The organism is Selenomonas sp. oral taxon 126, assembly GCF_001683335.1.
Taxonomy (GTDB): domain Bacteria; phylum Bacillota; class Negativicutes; order Selenomonadales; family Selenomonadaceae; genus Centipeda.
On record NZ_CP016201.1, the window covers coordinates 1,033,299 to 1,054,129 of the forward strand.

Below are 20,831 nucleotides of genomic sequence, written 5' to 3' on the forward strand. Positions count from 1 at the left end.
TCAGTGCCTCCCAAAGAAATTTGATTGATTGAAAAACGTAAATATGATAAACTGAAAATCACAAAAACGACAAACTGACTTTTATAAATTTGACAAGGTGGAAACTAAAAATATGGATGGCTATCGCACACGCATTGCAGATGGTATGCTGGAGGGGCTTTTAAAAGCATTCGGCGCCGTCTGCATAGAGGGACCAAAGTGCTGCGGAAAGACGTGGACAGCAACGAAAAACAGCCGCAGCAAATTTATGTTGGGTGACCCTGCGGGGAACTTTCAAAACAGAATGCTGGCAGGACTGGATCCCTCCATTGTGCTGCCCGGTGAGACGCCCCGCCTCATAGACGAATGGCAGGAAGTTCCGAGCATCTGGGACGCGGTCAGACACGAGGTGGATGTCAGGAATCGGCAGGGGCAATTCATCCTGACCGGCTCGTTCACGCCGCAGAGAAAGGGCGTCATGCACAGCGGGGCAGGGCGCATTGCGCCGCTCCGCATGAGAACCATGTCGCTGTGGGAGACCGGAGACTCCGACGGTAAAATTTCTCTGCGCTCTTTATTCGCGCGAGACTTCACACCGCAGCTGACAGACGAGGTAAATCTGGCAACGCTCGCGGGGCTGATCGTTCGGGGCGGATGGCCGCAGGGGCTCTCCGTGCCGACGGAGAATGCGCATTTGCTGCCGCAGGGATACATCAACGCCATCATCGACGACGGCGCAAACCGTTTGGACGACATTCGGCGGGACAGCTCGAAGATGCTGCGCCTGCTCAAATCGCTCGCGCGAAATGAATCAACCACCGTTTCCAATAAAACGATCAAGCGGGATATCAGGGACGTTGACGGTGTGGACATCAGCGATCAGACGGTGTCCGAATATCTGGATGTCTTCCGTCGCCTCTACATCATCGAAGACCAGCCGCCGTTCAACCCCAATGTGCGTTCCTCCGTGCGCGTGAAGCAGATGAGCAAACGCCATCTGACCGATCCCTCCATCGCATGCAGCTTGCTGGGGCTGGACGAGAACGGACTCATCTCGGATATCGAGACTATGGGCTTCTTGTTCGAGGCCCTGTGCGAGCGCGATCTGTGGATTTACGCACAGGCATTGGGCGGCAAGCTGTTCCATTACCAGGACTATAAGGAAAAAGAGATTGACGCTGTCGTAGAAATGCAGGATGGCACATGGGGCGCATTTGAAATCAAACTCGGCGCAAATCAGATTGATGCAGCCGCAAAAAATCTATTGGATATTCGCAGCAGGATGCTGAAAGAAGACGAAAGAAGGGCGCCGCAGCTTCTCTGCGTTATTTGCGGACTGACGAATGCTGCATACCGACGGGAAGACGGCGTCTGCGTCATACCGATCACATCGCTCAGACCGTGAGATGCAATCCACGCATCAAGCACTAAGCCCCAACGAAAGGAGGCATTATGAACCTCGCGAACTACCGCACATCCATCATCCTCGCCGTGAGCTTCACCATCCTGCTCTCGATGTTCTGGTTCTATCAGGACTTTGCATTCATCATCTTCCTCTCGCTGCTCCTGCAGCTCCTGCTGGAGCCCGCCGTGGATTTCATGGCGGCACGGCGGATGCCGCGTGCGGTCGCGTCGGCAATCGCCATTATCGCCTTCATCCTCGTGCTCGCCGCACTCGCGAGCATCATCTCGCGCTCCGTCCTGCCGTCCTTTCAGCGGTTCGTCGCGGAGCTGCCGACCATCGGTCAGAGCCTGCAGCAGCTTCCCTTTCTCTCGGACACCGACTTCATCCAAGATGAGTTCGTAAACATCCTCGACCGTCTGCGCAGCGTCGGCGCAGAGCTGCTGCGCGCCTCGCTCTCCTTCCTCCTCACTGCGTTTGGCAAGGTCATCGACTTCGTCATCATCATCTTCGTATCGTTCTATCTTCTGAAGGATGGTCTCACGATCAAACTCTGGCTCGCAGATCTCTTTCCGGACACCGCGCGGCGGCGTGTTCTCCGCCTCTTTGACACCCTCCTCACAGCGCTGCGCGCCTATATTTGCAGCCAGCTCGTCCTGTGCGCCATTACGGGCGTTGTCGTCCTCGCATACTTCAAACTCATGGGGCTCCCGTACGCCTCCGTCTTTGCCCTGCTCTCGGGCGTCGGCGAGTTCATCCCCGTGCTCGGGCCAACCGTTGCCTCGACCCTCGGCGTCCTGATGACGGCGGCATCGGCACGGGAGCTGATCGCGCAGACGGCGCTCTTCTACGTCGCGCTCACGCAGGTCAATCACAACATCGTCTATCCCGCCCTCGTCGGCAAATCTCTCCACCTGCATCCCGTCGCCGTCATCCTCGGCGTCGTCTTCGGCGGGGAGCTCCTCGGCGCGGCGGGCATGTTCCTCGCCGTCCCAATCATTGTCATCGTGAAGATCGTCATCACGGACATCTACCGCGACCGCAGGGAGATACAGAAGGCGGAGGAGGGCGAACAGTAAATCAGCAGAATCACCGGCAGCTCTGTCGGTGATTTTTATTTGAGGAAGCACTGATAAATTCAGCACCGCCATCTTGGAGCATCCTTTTCGCCCTGCCTGTGTCAACAAATCCTCCACATAGCACAACGGCTATGCGTCCGGTTTGTTTCCTTGGCAGGACAAAAATTCTGCACCAATCTGACGGACTTCATTTTATCAGCGATTCCTTGAATTTATTTTCTTAAAAGAATATAATGGACTCTAGTGAAATGTGTTTTCTTTTCACGTGTGGCAGGAAGGTCAAGGAGGAAGGCATATGTGCGCGCAGTTTGCATTTGTCGAGAAGCATGATGAGCGGCTGTATCAATATATGATCGAGGTGGAGAAGAATGCGCGTCTGCGTGTCAACAACTGCTCGACGACGCTGCGCTGCGCACTGGAACGCATTGCGAAGCTCGCCATAACGCGCGCCGGGGTGGATGAGAGCGCGCTGCGGGAGGCGTACCATGACATTGCCGAGCCGAAGAGAAAGTACAAATGGGATCTGTATGATATGATCGAGGCGTTGACCTCTGAAAAGATAAAAAGGAGTCTCGGGCTGAAGAATCCCCCGCTGCCGCCTCTTAACAATACGCGGCTCCTCTATCAAAGCGGGCAGTATAAATCGGTCAATACGTACACGGCTCTGCGCGACTTCGGTAATGCAGGTTCGCACGATGGGAAGACCAGGCAGGACGAGGCACAGCTGAGCTTTGATAATCTCAGGCTTTGCCTTGCAAGTCTGCATAACTTTTTAATATGGTTCTTTCATGAGAATCAGACAGCCCGATTCGATGCGGATCTGATGGATATTGCGGACTACAGTATTACGGAGAGTCTGGGCGAGCCGCCCGATGGGAAGCGCACGCGCTGCATCCACGAGTATCTGGGAGAGCGTCAGACGGGGACACGCGGTGCTGTGCGCTGCGCGATTCTGCGCCAGTATCGGCGCGGGGACGTGTCGGAGGAGCTTCTCACGCGCAATATGGATTTTCGTGATGCAGTGACAGAGAGCGATCCGGACGAAGCGCCGCGCGGGCTGATCCGTGATGTGCGCTTGCTGGACGCGGATGCGAGCGAATTCTCCATTGTGGTCTACGAGTTCCCACGCAAGCCCGTGCGTCTGCGCGATGCCCTCCCCCTGCTCACACCGGAGGAACGCCGCCTCATCTGCCGCGAGATTGCGGCGTGCTTCCGGGAGCTGCACGGCGGTGCCGAGCCGTTCTATCATCGTCTGCTGACCCACGAGAGTGTCTATGTCTGCGATCTTGGGAAGGAGGGGGCGCACAAGTGGAGGCCGTACATCAAATTTGACTTTGCCAAGATCACGACGGACGACGGGAGCCTCACGGTGATCGGGGATGCCATGCGCGCCAAGCGGAGTGTGCGTGAGAAGGAGGTCGAGAAGTACATTTGCACGGATGCGTGGGAGCAGCAGGACTGGGCGTATGCCGACTGCTATGCACTCGGCGTTCTCTTCGGCGATATTCTGTGCGGGGAGATCCGCAGCCGCGAGGCGGAGCCGGCAGATCTCGAGGCGGCGGGATGCAGCGCTGCAACGGCGCAGATGGTCGATGATCTGATGCGCGGTGCTGCGGGGGCAGATGAGGCATTTGCCGTGCTGCGTGAGGGGTGATGAGATGGAGCAGACAATCGTAGGGAAGCCGCACACATACGTCATCCGGAATCCGCTCACGGAGACGAACTGCAGCAGAACCTATCTCGCCAAGGACGAGGATACGAAGCGAAAGGTGTTCATCAAGGCGATTGATGTCCCGCAGGAGTGCCGGGAACGACGGGCGGTGCTGGAGGACGCAGTGCGTGAGGCACAGGCGATGATCCAGGTAGGCGCGGAGACGCATCGCGTGCCCACCGTCTATGAGTACTTTCATGATGAGGCACAGAAGATGTTCTACATCGTCATGCAGAACATCCCGGGGAAGACGCTCGGAGAGAGGATGACGGAGCTTGACGAGGGGGCGTTCCTCCGCGTCATGAAGGACATCGCCTCTGTCCTCGTGCGGATGCACAATCCGAAAGGACCGCATTACTATCATCGCGATCTCAAGCCGGACAACATCATTGTCGGGAAGTACGGCGATGGATATCTGGTCGACTTCGGCTCGTCCGTCAGCTACACGCTCAAGGATCAGGAGGGTACACCCGGCTACCGCGCACCCGAGATGACGCGGCGTCTGGCGATGGAGAGCCGCTCGGGGGCGGACATCTTCTCGATGGGCGTCATCCTCTACGAATACTACACGCAGGTGCGCCCTGCGATGGGGCGGAATAGGGAGTACATGGCGAACCGCGACGGCTCGGCATGGGAGTGGTTCAAAGAGCCCGCTGCGCTGCAGCCCCGGCTGCCTGCGCCTGTGAATGCGCTCATCGTGAAGTGCATGCGGCTGAACCCCAAGGAGCGCGGCGATGCAAAGGATTTGGAGCGGGCGCTGGATGCGCTCCTCCGGCGCGCGAGGAATGGAGGCAGGGGACATGGCAGAGTACAGTGACGTGGTGCAGGAGCAGCTGCAGTCGCCGACCGTGCGTGCGGGATATGACAAGATGCTGGAAACCTACGGCATCGATCCCGCGTGGCAGGCGCTCCCGCATGCCGTGACGCCGTCCGAGGAGACGCTGCCCGATATCGAGGCATGGAGGGAGCGGCATGGCTGAGGGATCAATTTCGTTTTTTGAACCGATTCGGGTGGACGGATTCCTGTATCTCCTTTTGATTTCCGATGACATTGCACAGGAACGGAGCTTTCTCCGGCTTCGGCATCAAAAAAAATATCTGGGCTATATCTATGAAGATAGAGATGGAAAAGATAAGGTCATCCTCAGTGCCGACGGCAAAATAATCAAGTGCAAGTTCAGCGATAGAATGAATCGGGTTTTGATCATTGTATCAATCTATCCGCTCAATTTTATGAGCCATAATATGTTGCTGCGGAAAGGCGTACCGATCGAGGTGCGTGAAACCGTTATCATGGTAAGGGTGAAGAATGATAGGCTCCGGGGACTCTATACCCGAACACAGCATCTTGAAAAGCCGTATTCGCAGGGGGGGAGTACCGGATACAATGACACGTCCTACACGCCGGCACGTGGTGAATCTTACACTGAAGTGCTGGAGGAGCAGCTGCGCGCTCGTGCGAAAATATCAGGGATGTCGGCAGCAGAGGACGAAGACGCCGAGGAGTCCTACACCCCTCATCAGTCCCTTGAAAAGATGCTCAGTCTGGCGGAGCGCTATTCCTACTACGAACACGAGATTGCCGAGCGCGCGTGGCAGAAGCCGGAGAACATGCTGGACTATACGCGCATCGAGCCGCTGGCGTACGATCGGCGGGATCGGACGGCGTACTCCTTTTTCTTCCCCGCGCGGCAGGACTTCGAGGAGCGCAGCTTCGCGAGCCGTCAGCAGGTCGAGGTCTACGATGACAATGTCGCGGAGCAGCCCTCCCATACGGCGGAGGTCATCACACTGGTAAAAGGGGGGGAGGAGAACCGCATCGATCTCCTCTTCAAGGAGCAGGTCGGCATCGACGACTTCAGCCCCACGGGCGGGAATATCCGTCTCTGCAGCTCCACGGTCGTGCGCGATGTGCAGCAGGACGCCGTCCGCAAGCTGCGCAGCGGAGGGGCGGACTGCCCCGCGCGGTACATGGACGCCGTGTTCGGCACGCATCAGCTGCTCGGCTTCGATGCACCCGATCTCCGCGCACTCGAGGCGGAGCTGCAGAGCCGGGGGCTCAGACCCGCCCAGATTCAGGCGGTCATGGACGGCATCCGCTCGCGGGATATCTATCTCGTGATGGGTCCGCCCGGCACGGGGAAGACAACGGTCATCACCGAGTGGGTGAAGCATTTCGTCCGCGCGAAAAAATGCGTGCTCATCTCCTCGCAGAACAACAAGGCGGTCGACAATGTCCTCGTCAAGCTCAAAAAGGAACAGGACATCAACATGATCCGCATCGGCTCGGAGGAGAAGGTCGAGCAGGCGGTGCATCCCTATCTCTTTGAGCACAAGGTCGAGGAAACCCGCCGCAGGATTGAGGAGCAGTCGGCAGAGAACATTGCACGCCTGCGCCCGATCGAGGAGCAATGGAGGGAGCTGCAGGGGCGGCTCGACGCACTCTCTGTGGATGTCAAATCCATGGATGTGCTCCTGCAGAAGGTGTGGCGGGAGCTGCTTCCTCCCCTGCGGGCAAGCGGGGAACAGATGGCGAACGCCTATGCAGCGCATCGCGCGGCGGCAGCGGATGCCGCAGAGAAGCGCGCGGACGTGCGCCGCCGCTATGAACGGATTACGGGCTATGCCACAGAGGGGCTGGCAGGGCTGTGGGGACGGCTGCGCCGTATGATCGACCAATACCCGATGCGGCGTGCGGTGCGCGCCTACGATCTGGCGCGCGCAGAGGAGCTCGCCTCGTGCAGCGCGTACAATGCGGCGCGCCGCAGCTACGAGCAGCAGTATCGGCAGGTGTACGAGAACGAGTTCATCGACCTCGTCCTGCGCAAGCGGTACTGTCAGCCGATCTTTGACGGTCTGCGTGCAGAGGTGGAGGAGGCGCGCCCCGGAAGCGATATCCCGTGGACGTTCTTTGTAATGGACTACCCGCAGGAAATGACGCGGGAGGGCGTGGAGTCCTATGCGGCGTTCGTCACAGGGGAGCTGCACCGCCTTTCCACGCTGCTCGCGCATCTCGAGGAGTGGCGCAGGAAGAATGCGACGGATCAGGACTACTCGCTCGGGAATATGATCCTCTCCTCGGTCGACCTCGTCGGCGCGACCTGCATCGGCGTCAACTCGCAGCGGCGCTTTGCCGACCTGAGATTCGATGTGACGATCATCGATGAGGCGGGGCAGATCCAGATTCACAACGCCCTCGTGCCGATGAGTGTCTCGAACAAGCTCATCATGGTCGGGGATCATCAGCAGATTCCCCCCATTGCGAGCGAGGAGCTGGTGGAGCTGTGCAGGGCCAATGACGTGGATACCGAGCTGCTCGGCAAGAGCCTCTTTGAGAAGATGTACGAGGACGAGGAACTGCCCGCTGCGAATAAGATGATGCTCGACACGCAGTTCCGTATGCCGCCCGAGATTGCGGCGATCATCTCGCGGGCATTCTACGGCGGGAACTATATCTCGCTCCCGGATTTCAAGTCGGACGTGACAAGCCTCTTTCCCGCACTCTCTGCGGCGCGGCTCGTTGTCATCTCCACCTCCGATGTGCGGGAACGCTTCGAGCAGAATATGGGGAATGCGGGCACGCGCAACGACCTCGAGGCACAGATTACGGCACGCATCCTGCGCGGCCTCCTCCGGTATACCGACTGCACCGCCGAGCACATTGGCGTCATTTCAGCGTACAAGGCGCAGGTGGTGGCAATCCGTGCGCTACTGGACGGCGTGCTCACACCAAAGGAGCGGGAGGACTCCGTTGCGACCCTCGACAGCTTCCAGGGGCAGGAGCGCGATATCATCCTATACAGCTTTACGCGCAGTGCGCGCAAGCCGCCCGGTGCCCCGCGCATCGGCTTTATGAGCGAGCTGCGCCGCCTCAACGTCGCAGTGACGCGCTGCAAAAAGATGCTCATCCTCATCGGCGACATGGACTTCCTGCAGACGTGCGAATATGTGCATCGGGATGAGGAGGGGCAGGAGGTGCCGGGGCGTTCGGAGGCGAAATTCGCTGCGTTCATCCGTGCCCTCATGGACGGTGTGCGCACGGAATCGCCGCCCGGGGAATGTATGACCTACGCGGAGTTCCGGCGGCGGATGGAGGCGGTCGAACATGGCAGATAAGACGAATCACGGCGCACAGAGCCCCGCACCGCAGCAGGCGGACGCGCACACACAGCGCGATCCGAAGACGTATTTTTTCCTCTGCAACGCCCTGCGCGAGATCATGCGGACATATCCGAAGCTCGAGGCGCAGCATATCGACTTTGCGGCTGCCGTCTACTATCCGATTGCGCTCGTCGATATTACGATGGAGGAGCGCGTCTTCGAGAACTACGAGGGAATCGAGCGGCACCTCCTCCAATTCGTTGCCGATATCGGCGCGGATCCCGCGCTGCTTGAGGCGACGACGGGGCTCAGCAGCGTCTACGTCAGGAAGCTGCTGGATGTACTGGACAGCTACGGGCATATCGAGAACGGCAGGCTCACGGCGCTGGGCAGGGAGTCGCTGCAGCGCGGGGAAAAGGTGACCTGTGTGCGCGTTGTGCAGCGGCTGCAGATGGACGCGCTCACCCTGCGGCTGCTCAAGGTGGAGGAGCTCATCCGAGAGGACGATCTTCGCGCGGGGCAGGAGCTCGGCGGGCAGATCGGCGGCATCCTGCCGGACATCGAGGGGATCTCCGTGGACACACTCAAACGCCAGATCGAGGCGCTGGATCTGAAAGAGGTGATGGAGCATGGCGAAAACGTTCTCCACGCCAATACGGAGTCGATTCAGAGCATCGTCTTCTCCGAGCTGCGCTACGCCAAATGCGTTATGACCGCGTTTCGGGATGGGGCGGAGGAGCCTGCATACTGCAAGCCGACCATCTTCGGCAGACGCCTCACTGTGGGGCGGCGGGGGAAAAAAACGGTCTGGATGCCGTTCTTCCTATATAGCGAAAAGGCGGCTGAATTCTTTTCGCCCGCAGAGGGGGACGCGGCGCAGGATTTGATCGCAGGAACGGAGGCGGAGCGGGCACAGGCGGATGCACTGCTCGCGCGGATTCTCGAGCGACAGCAGACCGTACACGCGAGAGACGAGGACGGGCACGCGGCAGCGCGTGAACTCTATGAGAAGGAGCTGCAAAGATGCTTCGATCTGACGAAGCTGTGGCTCAAGCCGCTCCCGTATGAGGAGACGGACATGGGGCTGATCGCCGACGTCTGGGCGGATGCCATTGTGCGCTGGCAATGGAATCTCGTGGACGTGCTGCTCGACCTCGAGCGGTACGGCGGCTCCGTGATCTCCTACCACTGGTGGTATGGTGGGACGCTGCGACTGCGGGCGAAGGACGAGCGCGTCCGGCGGCTTGCTGCAGATATCGCACGCGCCGTGGAGGCACACGGCATCCCGTTCATGCGTGACTATTGGAAGAAGCTCTTCCTGAACGATGCCGGCGGAACGGATGCAGACGGACGGACGCTCTGTGATCGTCTGGAGGCATCCCTCGACGACGCACGACTGGATGCCTACGCAAAGGAACGCAAGGCGCGCGAAGCACGCGGCGAAAAGTAAGGGAAGCACTGATAAATTCAGCACCGCCATCTTGACGCATCTTTTTTGCCCGCACAACGCCTGCAAATCCTCCACAGAGCCCCACTCTGCGTCCGGTTTGCCTCCTAGTTCGGACGAAAAAATCTGCGCCAATCTGACGGACTTCATTTTATCAGTGATTCCCAAGCAGACGGTCAGAGACGAAAAAGAGACTGTTGTACGAAGACGAACGTGTCGTCGTACAACAGTCTCTTTGCTTTGAGAGCAATACGATTTTACACCGCAGCGAGTGCTTCCTCAAGATCTCCGAGCAGGTCGTCGATGTGCTCGATGCCGATGGAGAGGCGCACCGTGCCCTCGCCGATGCCGGAGGCGGCGAGTTCCTCCGCGCTCATCTGGGAGTGCGTGGTCGTCGCAGGATGGATGACGAGGGACTTCACGTCCGCGACGTTCGCGAGGATGGAGAACAGCTTCAGATGGTCGATAAAGCGGTATGCCGCCTCGCGTCCGCCCGCGATGTCGAACGTGAAGATGGAGATGCCGCCGTGCGGGAAGTACCGCTTGTAGATTTCATGGTCAGGGTGGTTTGGCAGGGAGGGATGATTGACCTTCGCCACCTTCGGGTGCTTCGCGAGGAAGTCGACAACCTTCAGCGCGTTCGCGACATGACGCTCGACACGCAGGGACAGCGTCTCGAGTCCGTGGATAAAGTAGAACGCGTTGAACGGCGAGATTGCCGCGCCCGTGTCGCGCAGGATGAGCGCGCGGATGTAGACGATGAAGGCGACGGAGCCGAGCGCATCGGCAAAGCTGAGTCCGTGGTAGCTCGCGTTCGGCTCGGTGAGGTGGGGGAAGCGTCCCGATGCCTTCCAGTCGAACTCGCCGCCGTCGACGATGACGCCGCCGAGGCTCGCGCCGTGTCCGCCGATGAACTTCGTCGCCGAGTGCACAACGATGTCCGCGCCGTGCTCAATCGGGCGCAGGAGGTACGGCGTTGCAAAGGTGTTGTCGATGACGACGGGCACGCCCTGCGCGTGCGCAACCGCTGCAATCGCCTCGATGTCCACGAGGTCGGCGTTCGGGTTGCCGACCGTCTCGATGAAGACGCACTTCGTATTCGGGCGGATCGCGTCCGCAAAGCCCTGTGCGCCCGCCTTCGGGTCAACGAAGGTCACGTCGATGCCCCAGTCCTTGACCGTGTGGGCGAGGAAATTGTACGAGCCGCCGTAGATCGTCTGCTGCGAGACGATGTGGTCGCCCTGATGCGCGAGCGCCTGGATCGTCGCCGTGATCGCCGCCGCGCCCGAGGCAAAGGCGAGTGCCGCCGCGCCGCCCTCGAGTGCCGCAATGCGCTTCTCGAAGACATCCTGCGTCGGGTTCATGAGGCGTCCATAGATGTTGCCGGGGTCGCGCAGGGCAAAGCGGTCTGCCGCGTGCTGCGCGTCGCGGAACACGTAGGAGGTTGTCTGATAGATGGGCACGGCGCGCGCATCCGTCACGGGGTCGGGCTGCTCCTGCCCGACACGCACCTGCAAGGTCTCGAAGCGGTAGTTCTTCTCGCTCATATCTGTTCCTCTTTTCTTAAATAGCATACTTAACCGATATGTAATATTATACATGAGGAGTTGGATTTGTCAAGGGGGGATGGAGGCGTGCGAAAAATATTCTATGGGACAAAATTTAAATTTTGCAGATATTTAATAATTACTATTGACAAGAAAAAACTTCTAGGATATAATAGCACATGTAATGAGATATGAAACAGATACAGTGTTATCTGCAACAGATGAATATGAAAGGGGATTTTCCACTATGTCACACGCAAATGATACAAACCTCAACAATGCACTCAACACCTACATCGCCAACATCGGCGTTGGCTACATTAAGCTCCACAACCTCCACTGGAATGTCGTCGGCACGCAGTTCAAGGCTGTCCACGAGTACCTTGAGTCACTCTATGACGCATTCGCGGACGTGCTCGACGAGACCGCAGAGCTGCTCAAGATCGCGGGCGCACAGCCGGTCGCGAGCCTGAAGGGCTACCTCGCAATCGCAACGATCAAGGAGCTCGGCGACGAGGCTGTCGATCAGAAGAAGGCGCTCGAGATCACGCTTGCTGACCTCGAACTCCTCCGCGATCAGGCACTCGAGATCCGCAAAGCTGCGGATGCACACGACTGCTTCGGCGTCGCGAACCTCATGGAAGACCACATCACCAACTATGCAAAGCAGATCTGGTTCCTCCGCTCCATGCTTGCTTAAACCTATCCTCCATTCCTATACATGGGACTGCTGCATGATCTGCTCGTGCAGCAGTCCTTTTTATCGTGAAAATGCATTCCTGCGCGTCGCTCCAAAAAGTCCTTGCCAATGCAGCGTGCCTGTGCTATAATGCGTCATGTCGCATAAGCGCATGGAGAGGTGTCCGAGTGGTCGAAGGTGCTTGACTCGAAATCAAGTGTGGTGATGAGCCACCGTGGGTTCGAATCCCACCCTCTCTGCCATTGAAAAATAAGGCTTCGTGGAGATTTCCACGAAGCCTTTTCTGTCTCTATTTTTGGGTGAAAAACACGATTTTGGGCACATTTTGGGCACACGAGATTTTGAACATGGATTTTTGGGTAAGAGAAATAGGTGATTATGACATAAAAAACGAGGATGCCGTGCAGCATCCTCGCATTCATTTGGGCATCACTTTTGAGGTCTTAGTGGGAGATGTATAATCTCCTCCTCAGCGGACGAAATAGCTAGCTTTGTCCCTTGTCCTGTGTCATTTTTGCAGAATATCCATGTCTATGGGGCTATCCATACCATGTTATTTGCATGGACAGGGCGGACAAGGGGACAAGCCTCTAGCGGACGGTGCATCACTTTTTGAAGAAGTATACGAGAAAAGTGATGCAGACTTCTCCTTAGAGGAGCGCCAGATACTTCGGTTGATCGGCCTTGGCAATCTTCAGCGCATCCATTGCAGCTTCGGCGGTGATGCCTAGGCTTGAAATGAGGTTCTTGATGCTTTTTATACGTTCTGTTTCTGCACCGCGAATTTCACCACGAACCTCGCCGCGAACTTCGCCAATAGCAATACCGTCGTTGTAGATTTCTTCCATTACCTTGCACATAGCTGCAACCCCCTTTTCGTCTTCTTTGAAAAAGCGTACGCGTTCGGCGAGCACGTCGCTGTACATATCATTCGGATCACTGCAAAAGAAGTCGTGCATAAGACGTCCGAGCGGGCTTTCGCTCTGACATTCCCCGTTGACGTAGAGAATGTGTGCACCGTCGTCGAATACCTCCTCGGTGTCCTCGAATGTTCTCCGCACCTTGTAGAGCGGTTTTCCTCGCTTCCATATGTCATGCTCGGTGATAAAGATGACGTAGGTCTCCGGCAGGTCGGGGAAGAGCGTTCCCTTGCTGACCTCACGGGAATCAATCATGCTGCTGTTGAATCTCGCACGACGGGGAATTGCACCCTCGTCGCTGCGCTGAATTTCCACATCGTAGATGTTCTCGCCATCCGTCGCGAGTGCGTCGAATCGTACGGAACGACCGTAGAGATTTGGCACACTCTGCTGCGTGATGACCTCCGTCACGCGCAGGCGGTCATTGCCCATGACAGCACGAAGCACGACCTCCATACAGGGAATATTCCCGTCGAAGCAGCTGTTAAAGAACGTGTCATCTATCAACCGAAGCTGTTTGATTTTCTCAAGGTATCGACTTTTCTTTTGTTCGAGTTCGATGATAATCACCTCAAATCAAATGATCTACCTATATTTTATAGGGATTTCCTCTTTTTTGCAAGATTGTCATTTCTCTTGCGTGCCAAAAACGTAATCACCGATTTTCCCAGCAGCTTCCTCCTTTGTCTTTTGCATGACGTGCGTGTAAAGATCGGCTGTAATGGCAATCGAGCTGTGTCCAAGGATTTCGGAAGCTGTTTTCATGGCAACGCCGGATTGCAGCATCAGCGAAGCGCATGAATGGCGCAAATCGTGAAAACGGATGGTACGCATATTGTGGCGTGCCAAGAAGTCCTTGAACGCTTTTGTGAAATTTCCGGGACGGATCGGCGATCCGTTTCCACGGCATAGAACAAGATCGTGCTTGTCGTATGCGTTGCCCAGCCACTCCTTATGTTGGTCTAGCTCCTCCTTTCGCCGCTTCAATATGGCGAAAACCTCAGCGGGGGCGTGAATGGTGCGAATGCTTTCAGTACTCTTAGGCGTGGAGAAATGTATTTTGTGATGAATCTCTATCACCTGCTCATCAATGGTGATAGATTGGCTGTCAAAATCAATTTTCGACCATTTGAGACCAAGGCATTCACCGCGCCGCAGACCGCATATTGCCGCGAGTGCGATTGCTGCTTGCCAAAAACTGTTTTCAGTAGCTGCTGCCTCCAACAAAGAACGAATCTCCTCCGCGCTGTATGCGGATGCCTTGAACTTCTTTGTCTTTGGGATATTTGTTACACTGAGCAATGGATTCTTGACCAGCAAGCCTTTCTGTACGGCATGTCCAAGAGCTTCGTTCAAAACACGGTGGATGTAGAGTACGGATTTTGCTGAGAGACCGCCTTTGCCATCTGCGCGTCCCTGCTGCAACAATGTTGCATAAAATTCGTCAATCTGCATTGGTGTGATCGCCTTGATGTCGCAGCCACCAGCCCAAGGAATGAGGCGTTTCTTCACGATTGCTTCATATTGGGCATATGTACTGGCTTTGACATTTACCTTGGCATAGCTGCTGAGCCATGTGTTCAAATAAGTCGATAGGGTGAGTTTTTCTGGAGTGAGGAAAACACCTTCCTGCTGTGCTTTGTTGATTTGAAGCAGAAACTCCTCGGCATCTATACGACGGAGGAAGCCTCTCTTTTTCTTGCGGACGATCTGTCCTGTTGCAGGGTCGCGATAGTTGTAGCGGACATCGTAGACCTTCATCTCCGTTCGGAGCTTTCCATTTGCATCACGTGCATTTTTTCGTGTGCGAGTTTCTATTGTTCCTTGCATTTTCGTGAATCCTTTCAATAGATAGGGAGCAACATGGACGTTGCTCCCTGTGAGTAGAAGAAGGGTGTTAGGTATGAAGTCCCTCGTTTAAGAACCGCTCGACGCAGATTTTCGGAATGCGATACTCGCGTCCCATCTTGATTGCGCCAATCTTTTTGTTGTGGACAAGCCCGTACGCCTTATTTCGTCCAATGCGAAGAATTTCTGCAACTTCACGGACGGTATAGGTGGCGGGGATGATGTTATTCGACATGAGCGACTCCTCCTTCGGATGCGGTCAGTTGCCACTGTGGACGTGGATGAGGTAATTGTTGAGGAACGCTTGACAGGCACTCTTTGAATTTTTCAGCGAAATCAACCGGGATGATTGTATCAAGAGGAAGGTTTTGGAGGCATGGAAGACCTCCAGTGATGTAGGGGGCGAATGCCAGGAGGTGCTGCAATAATACCCAGTTTAGGACATTTTGCGCAGCTAGCACGCTTGGCTCTTCCGTTACAATCGAATCAGGGTGTTGTGCAAGAAAATCGATGACATTTACAGTGCTTGTCAGGATGGCAATGACATCGTATGATCTCGCTGAAAAGACACGCCAACATGGAGGCTGCATCAGCGGAACACCTGAAGTAAAATGGAATCCTGCCGCTTGCCAATCCTCAAATCGTGGGAGGGCGGGGAGTACCCATGGATTGCGTTCCCATGACTTCCATGCATAGTTTTTGCAGGCTGTGACATATGCGTGCTCGATGGTTTCGCATATCGATATCTGAATGCCGACCTCCTGACCGATGACCTCCACGATCTCCTCAGGAGAATTGAAAGTGGCAAAGCCGCGATGAAATTCGACGAGATACATCATAATTCTTGCTCCTCCATATACTTCTGAACGGCATTCATTCGCAGAACAAGCATCCGTTGACGCTTTCCTTTTTTTGCACGAATGAGATATTCATTTCCGGTTGAACCTTCTCCTTTGAGCTTTCCTTTGGAAAGGCCAAGGTGTAATAGTTGCTCTTTGATGGTGGCTTCTTTGCTCATCCACGGTTCGCCAATGCGTTGATAGTAGGCATGGACTAGGTTAAAGGCGCAATCCCATCGAACCCATAACAAGTCGTTTCCTGCTTCTCTGAAACCGATGAAATTGTCTTCGTTTCCCACATAGCAATCTTCACTGTCTGCTACTTTGCTGTTTTGTGACATATCCACGACCTCTACGAGTGCAATCAAGAAACGCAGTTCCGGCTTTTGACAGCGGGCTTCTTGGCTGTTATGCGTAACCCCTATCCGAATGCTGTCGTCGAATTGCTGCCATAGATTTTCGGGTAGCGTAACCCCGCAGAAAGCACTGAATCCCGAAAGGACATCTTTTGCGATACGGAGCAGGACAGCTGCGTCAATGTAACGTTTATCGCGATACAAACGAGCATAACTCTCGCGATAATCGTTTTGTAGCTGACCATATGCTGCTGTGATTTCATGCCCATGTTCCGTGAGATACTGAACGAACAAGGCAAAATAGCAGCGCAGTATTTCCGAGTCTTCTTGAAAAATACGTAGGGCTTCGCCTGAAAAGGTGTGCTCGTCTATCGGAATTTCTATCACGCGCAGCATACTGGATGCGCCCAATGAGAGTTTTTCCTCTCCTGTCATAACGACTGCAGAGCGAACTGTTTTTCGCACAGCCTTTGAGAAATCGCGTATATTCATTTTTTCAGGGAGAATGCCATCTCCTACTGAGCGAATGACAAACTCGGCATTGTCTTCTGAGCTCCGACTGTCCCGCATGTTTGAATTGGAATAATCATCGACGCAAATGCAGGTATCCCGAAGATTCGATAGTACCGTGGCAATACTGGCACGTGTCGATGTCATGCGTGTTGTTGCGTGACCGCGATCATGATCGAACACGTTGGACAGTTCACGTACCACGGAGGTTTTCAAAGAACCTGTTCTTCCTTTTACGTAGAGAACGAACATCGAAACAGCAGAGGCTCGCCTTATCCAATATAAGATGTAGCCGAGATGAACATAGAGCCACAAAAGACAAACTTGCCATTGATTTTTTCCAACGGATAGGAAACGCAATCCGCTCTGGAAAATCTCGTTATAACGCATGGTCGCTACAGCGGGGATATCCATAGATGCACAATGTTCTCCGCTTCCCTTCCAGTAGGAGATCACTCCGTTTATCTCCATCCACCCCGAGGGCTCAACATCAATACGTCGCTCCATATGTGCGCGGCTTTTGTTGAAAGTGTCGGTTAAGTACGCTTCCACGGCGGTTGCATTGGCATCTGTGAAGAAAATGCCAGGAAAGTTTTTTCGGAGGATAGGGTATGCTTGTTTGTATTTTTCTACAGGAATCTCCATTATTTTGACTTCTTCATCCCAGTCAGGACAGCTGATCTCCAGAACATAGGAATCTTTGTGCGTGCCGTCATCGACCCAGAGTTCCTTGATGGCGAGCACTTGGATTGTTGCAGTTGAAATTAACTGGTTTTCGCCTTTCTTATCCGCAGCGGTATAGAGTCCCTTATCGGAAGCAACATAGGTTGTCCCCTGAAACAGGTGAGGAGTAGTTGCCGTAGAAGTGTTCATTACCGTAAACCAAAGCCCTGTAGCAGGATTACATTTTACATGACAGGAAGGGGGCGTGTGCCAAAGGGAATACCCTGAGTTTACGGATAATGGAGCCAATGGCCGCGAGCATCGAGCTGTTATGGATGGAGATACGCCGTCTTTTAGTGTTCCCCATACAGCGGGCACTTTATTTTCTTTAAGCATAAACGCGCACTCCTTTGCTTTGTACATCGTTGTTACCGACAAGTTTTTCGAAGGTTTCCACCTGAGAACGCAATATGTTCCACTGTTTTTGTGTCACATATTCACCGGCCTGAATCTGCCATAAGAGTGTGTGAATTGCGGCAAGATCATCTTGCATAGATCTTGGAACAATCCATATAGATTTCGCGAGCTTTAATCGTAGGTATAGTAGTCGGCTCAGCGAAATACCCGCCTCATCGCTCTTGATGCGATAGTTTTGCAGCATATCCGAGGGCATAGAGATCGATACCCGTCTCCATTTTTCGTTTTTCATAAAAACACTCCGTTTCACTTCAAGTACATTTTCCGGCCGGTGTTGACAGCGTACCGCATTTCACGGAGAGTCATAAGGGGCGAAAAAATCCCCGATTTTGTTCCCGCCAAATTTCCCGCATCATAAAAAGCCCAGCCACGATTTGTGACTGGGCTTTTATGTAGTTACATCGGTTTTGAATATTGATTTACAAGCTCTTGGAGATCTTTCTCTGGCAATATTTGAGCGACAAACTCATTTAATGAAGGCGGCGGATCATCCAGATAAGTCAGCCGAGGGATGCAGTTTTCCCAGATGTATAATATCTCGTGCTGTATCTTGCACATTTCTGCCTGAATTGCAGCAGTTCTCATATCCCAGAAAGCTGCAATCCTATCTTGTAGCCATAGGTTGGCGATCATATATTCTTCATCAGATAATATGGCATCATTTTTTTTGAAATGTTTTTCACACATTTTTTGTAATAACGCATTGATTTTTAGTGGCTTTGACTTCTTCTTCGTATAGCCGCTGTTGAGCGAAATATCGGGACCGTCCTGTGATATGGTCTCATAAAACTTTATGATGTATAAAATATCCATGGACGAGAGGGAACCAGCCTCATTAGCATTAAGTTCTTTGGAAAAAGCATAGAGAAACTGGTAATTTTCCATATGCCGTGACAGATACGTTGCATACTTTTTGCGTTCGCCTTTTGTGCAAGCTTCCTTGTATATCAATTCGATGATTGTTGATCGATTGTTATGGACATATGATGGAAGTCCTGCCTCATTTTCAATGAACTCACATGGCAATAGAGCTGCTTTATCGTAGAATGAACTATCTACCGTTGGATAGTATCCGTTTGAAGACTGCATGAGTGTTAAATAGCCGTTTATTCCAGATAAGATAAAATGAATATATGCGTGATATGGAACGGCATTTGGGTCATCTAAATGGTCATAAGCGACATGGTACTTCAGAGGCGTATTTTCTAAGTTGCACGTAATTGTTTCGTATACTTCATGGCAAATACTTCGTTTCATTTTACACGGGATATTGCCCTCCAGATGTTGGATGATATAGTCGATTGATTGATATGAGATGGACTGCAAGAAACTTTGTAGGGCATCCGCATACTTTTCCATATGGGCAATTCTCTGCAATCCTGCCATATCATTTGAATAGCATTCTCGCAAGATTACTCTGCTTTTAATAAACTTTACGGCATCCGTATAATTCGTATGCAGGAGCGGATTGAATTTTACAAGAGACGGGTGTTGTATACAGAGAAAAGAACCGCTTATAACTTTATCCGAACAATCATAAAGGATTTTTACCAGGCGGATGACTTCGTACCTCCATTCATCTGGTTGCTCTTTGCTATATTTGATGCCGAAAAAGTTTGGAAGGTGGTCACGATATGCCGCTATGAAACGCTTACGTTCCCATTCCTCAACCTCATCTCTTGAAGCTTTTCCTGTAGCGAGCAAAATGTAGTCATATATAGAAATTCCCCTGTTTTTAGGGAAGAGAACGCCTACATATTCCTCGTAGTATGTATCGTAATCGTATTTTGTAAGTTCTTTGATGCGATGAGATGGAAGCAGCGCATTGAATTTTGTCCAATAGGGAGTTACAAATTCTGCAATATCTTCTTTCGATAGGTCTCTTGCCGCTTTCCCATATTGGAATCGTACAATGCTAAATAATTTGTGAAGTGTTACCATAAAATGATCGAATAAACTGTTTTCATCGAAAGAACGTATGCTTAATTCTGCATCTACATCATCAAATAAATCCTGAATTGCGGCATCAATGTTATCATACAAAGGATGTACGTTTTTATTCATACACATAATATTATGCCTCCGTATATTTTAACGTGCTTATCTCTTAGCAAGAAAAGGAGAGGAATCCTTTTCTTGCTAGGAGTAAGATAGGTTAGGCGGTTGCCGCAGCTTGCTTCTGACAATCCATACACAGTGGGCGTCCATATCGCTGCATCGAGAATGTTGCCACACGCTCTGTCAGCTTTTCGCCACACTCGTGGCAGGCGTGAACCTGTCCTTTCGCATTTGACTTCTGTTGGAATGCCCTGCTTGTTGATGCAGTGGACAGGACGGACGAAGCGGACGACCTCTCGTCTGTCCGCTGGTCGGCTTCTGGGTCGTCGCCTGTCGAAATGGCGAAACTGAGAAGATATGCATATTTGATCGCGGCAGTCTGCGCCTTCATCACTGCCTTATCCCCACTGTCCTGTCCGCTACCCATGCCCGAAATTTCAAGGGATTCTCCAGAATCCGCATCAACGAGCTTGATTGTGATCTTGACAGTCGCGATGTGCTCTGTGCTGCCCTTTGCGGTCGTAACTTCATGTAGATCAACCACCTCGGGAACGGTAATGCTGGCAATGCCGTGTTTGACGAAGGCAGCATTCACCATCTCCAAGACATCGGCACAGGTCGCGTATTTGTACTTATGGAATGTATTCACTCCATTCTTCGCGACATAGCGACATTCCTGCATGACCGCAATAAGTTTTTTCGCTAATTTTTGCATAGGGATTGCTCCTTTTATTTGATTTGAATATTTTCTTTTTCGCGCAGATAAATACCAGGGAAAATACATCCTTGTTTCAGGGCGTCCTTCAGTCCTTGCTTGTCCACCTTGTCCGGCATGGGGATAAGATATGCCTCTGGTATGGCTGCCCCCTCGTCGATCTGCACCTGATGTGACTTACGCCAACCAATCGAAAACTCCCTATCCTGAATCTTCTCCCCGTGAAGGCAGTTGGACAAATACTGTTTGAGCCTATCCGCCTTGTTCTTCGCCGCCGTCTTACGCGCAGCGAAGGTCTTTTCCTCATCTTCGTAGGCACGCGCATCGGCGAGCAGGTTCTTAATCCAACAGGCAATGTTGCGGATTTTCTGCCGCCGCTCCATCTGAAGCCCATGAAGCCGCTCCACATCAATGATTTCACCCGTTTTCAGATCAATGCAGGAAAGAATATCCTCCTGAATTTCATACAATGCACTCAT

The 20,831-nt window shown here is 53.4% G+C and carries 18 protein-coding genes and 1 tRNA gene; 9 read left to right on the forward strand and 10 right to left on the reverse strand.

Annotation, left to right across the window (positions count from 1 at the left end; translation table 11 throughout):
* Positions 1-112: 112 nt before the first annotated feature.
* The 7 genes from AXF19_RS04590 to AXF19_RS04620 all read left to right on the forward strand — a co-directional run bounded on the left by AXF19_RS04590 (position 113) and on the right by AXF19_RS04620 (position 9,722).
* Entirely contained in the window at positions 113-1,384 is a 1,272-nt protein-coding gene (locus AXF19_RS04590) for an ATP-binding protein (RefSeq protein WP_066845635.1), read from the forward strand.
* 47 nt (positions 1,385-1,431) lie between these two features.
* The gene (locus tag AXF19_RS04595) at positions 1,432-2,460 is read left to right on the forward strand and encodes an AI-2E family transporter (RefSeq protein ID WP_066845637.1); all 1,029 of its coding nucleotides are present in this window, start codon (positions 1,432-1,434) and stop codon (positions 2,458-2,460) included.
* Between the two features lie 295 nt (positions 2,461-2,755).
* Positions 2,756-4,114 (forward strand): hypothetical protein, encoded by a 1,359-nt coding sequence (locus AXF19_RS04600; RefSeq protein WP_066845639.1) that lies wholly within the window; start codon positions 2,756-2,758, stop codon positions 4,112-4,114.
* A 4-nt stretch (positions 4,115-4,118) separates the two neighbouring features.
* The gene (locus tag AXF19_RS04605; protein WP_066845642.1) at positions 4,119-4,988 is read left to right on the forward strand and encodes a serine/threonine protein kinase; all 870 of its coding nucleotides are present in this window, start codon (positions 4,119-4,121) and stop codon (positions 4,986-4,988) included.
* Positions 4,972-5,151 (forward strand): hypothetical protein, encoded by a 180-nt coding sequence (locus tag AXF19_RS04610; RefSeq protein ID WP_066845645.1) that lies wholly within the window; start codon positions 4,972-4,974, stop codon positions 5,149-5,151. The genes AXF19_RS04605 and AXF19_RS04610 overlap by 17 nt, the downstream gene beginning before the upstream one ends.
* Positions 5,152-5,644: 493 nt before the next feature.
* Positions 5,645-8,287, forward strand: coding sequence for a DEAD/DEAH box helicase (locus AXF19_RS04615; RefSeq protein WP_216634979.1), 2,643 nt, complete (start codon positions 5,645-5,647; stop codon positions 8,285-8,287).
* Positions 8,277-9,722, forward strand: coding sequence for a hypothetical protein (locus AXF19_RS04620; protein WP_066845651.1), 1,446 nt, complete (start codon positions 8,277-8,279; stop codon positions 9,720-9,722). The genes AXF19_RS04615 and AXF19_RS04620 overlap by 11 nt, the downstream gene beginning before the upstream one ends.
* Positions 9,723-9,976: 254 nt before the next feature.
* On the opposite strand, the gene AXF19_RS04625 is transcribed toward AXF19_RS04620, so the two are convergent.
* Positions 9,977-11,266 carry an O-acetylhomoserine aminocarboxypropyltransferase/cysteine synthase family protein gene (locus AXF19_RS04625; RefSeq protein ID WP_066845654.1) on the reverse strand — a complete coding sequence of 430 codons (1,290 nt, stop codon included), beginning with the start codon at positions 11,264-11,266 and terminating at the stop codon, positions 9,977-9,979.
* A 247-nt stretch (positions 11,267-11,513) separates the two neighbouring features.
* On the opposite strand from AXF19_RS04625, the gene AXF19_RS04630 reads away from it, so the two are divergent.
* Together AXF19_RS04630 and AXF19_RS04635 are read left to right on the forward strand one after the other, a co-directional pair.
* A complete protein-coding gene (locus AXF19_RS04630) occupies positions 11,514-11,966 on the forward strand; it encodes a Dps family protein (protein ID WP_066845657.1) in 453 nt (150 codons plus the stop codon).
* Between the two features lie 153 nt (positions 11,967-12,119).
* A tRNA-Ser gene (locus AXF19_RS04635) sits at positions 12,120-12,208 on the forward strand.
* 408 nt (positions 12,209-12,616) lie between these two features.
* Here the strand turns inward: AXF19_RS04635 and AXF19_RS04640 are convergent.
* The 9 genes from AXF19_RS04640 to AXF19_RS04680 form a co-directional block, all read right to left on the reverse strand.
* Positions 12,617-13,456 carry a PD-(D/E)XK nuclease family transposase gene (locus AXF19_RS04640; RefSeq protein ID WP_066845660.1) on the reverse strand — a complete coding sequence of 280 codons (840 nt, stop codon included), beginning with the start codon at positions 13,454-13,456 and terminating at the stop codon, positions 12,617-12,619.
* Between the two features lie 57 nt (positions 13,457-13,513).
* Complete coding sequence (locus AXF19_RS04645; protein ID WP_066845663.1) at positions 13,514-14,647, reverse strand: tyrosine-type recombinase/integrase; 1,134 nt, start codon at positions 14,645-14,647, stop codon at positions 13,514-13,516.
* Between the two features lie 136 nt (positions 14,648-14,783).
* The gene (locus tag AXF19_RS04650) at positions 14,784-14,969 is read right to left on the reverse strand and encodes a helix-turn-helix domain-containing protein (RefSeq protein WP_006690440.1); all 186 of its coding nucleotides are present in this window, start codon (positions 14,967-14,969) and stop codon (positions 14,784-14,786) included.
* The gene (locus tag AXF19_RS04655; RefSeq protein WP_066845665.1) at positions 14,959-15,573 is read right to left on the reverse strand and encodes a hypothetical protein; all 615 of its coding nucleotides are present in this window, start codon (positions 15,571-15,573) and stop codon (positions 14,959-14,961) included. The genes AXF19_RS04650 and AXF19_RS04655 overlap by 11 nt, the downstream gene beginning before the upstream one ends.
* Positions 15,570-17,312 carry a hypothetical protein gene (locus tag AXF19_RS04660; RefSeq protein WP_066845668.1) on the reverse strand — a complete coding sequence of 581 codons (1,743 nt, stop codon included), beginning with the start codon at positions 17,310-17,312 and terminating at the stop codon, positions 15,570-15,572. The genes AXF19_RS04655 and AXF19_RS04660 overlap by 4 nt, the downstream gene beginning before the upstream one ends.
* A gap of 178 nt (positions 17,313-17,490) precedes the next feature.
* Positions 17,491-17,811 carry a hypothetical protein gene (locus AXF19_RS04665; RefSeq protein WP_066845672.1) on the reverse strand — a complete coding sequence of 107 codons (321 nt, stop codon included), beginning with the start codon at positions 17,809-17,811 and terminating at the stop codon, positions 17,491-17,493.
* A 164-nt stretch (positions 17,812-17,975) separates the two neighbouring features.
* Positions 17,976-19,649, reverse strand: coding sequence for a hypothetical protein (locus AXF19_RS04670; RefSeq protein WP_066845674.1), 1,674 nt, complete (start codon positions 19,647-19,649; stop codon positions 17,976-17,978).
* A gap of 85 nt (positions 19,650-19,734) precedes the next feature.
* A complete protein-coding gene (locus AXF19_RS04675; protein ID WP_066845676.1) occupies positions 19,735-20,352 on the reverse strand; it encodes an ERF family protein in 618 nt (205 codons plus the stop codon).
* A gap of 14 nt (positions 20,353-20,366) precedes the next feature.
* Positions 20,367-20,831, reverse strand: coding sequence for a siphovirus Gp157 family protein (locus tag AXF19_RS04680; RefSeq protein ID WP_066845679.1), 465 nt, complete (start codon positions 20,829-20,831; stop codon positions 20,367-20,369).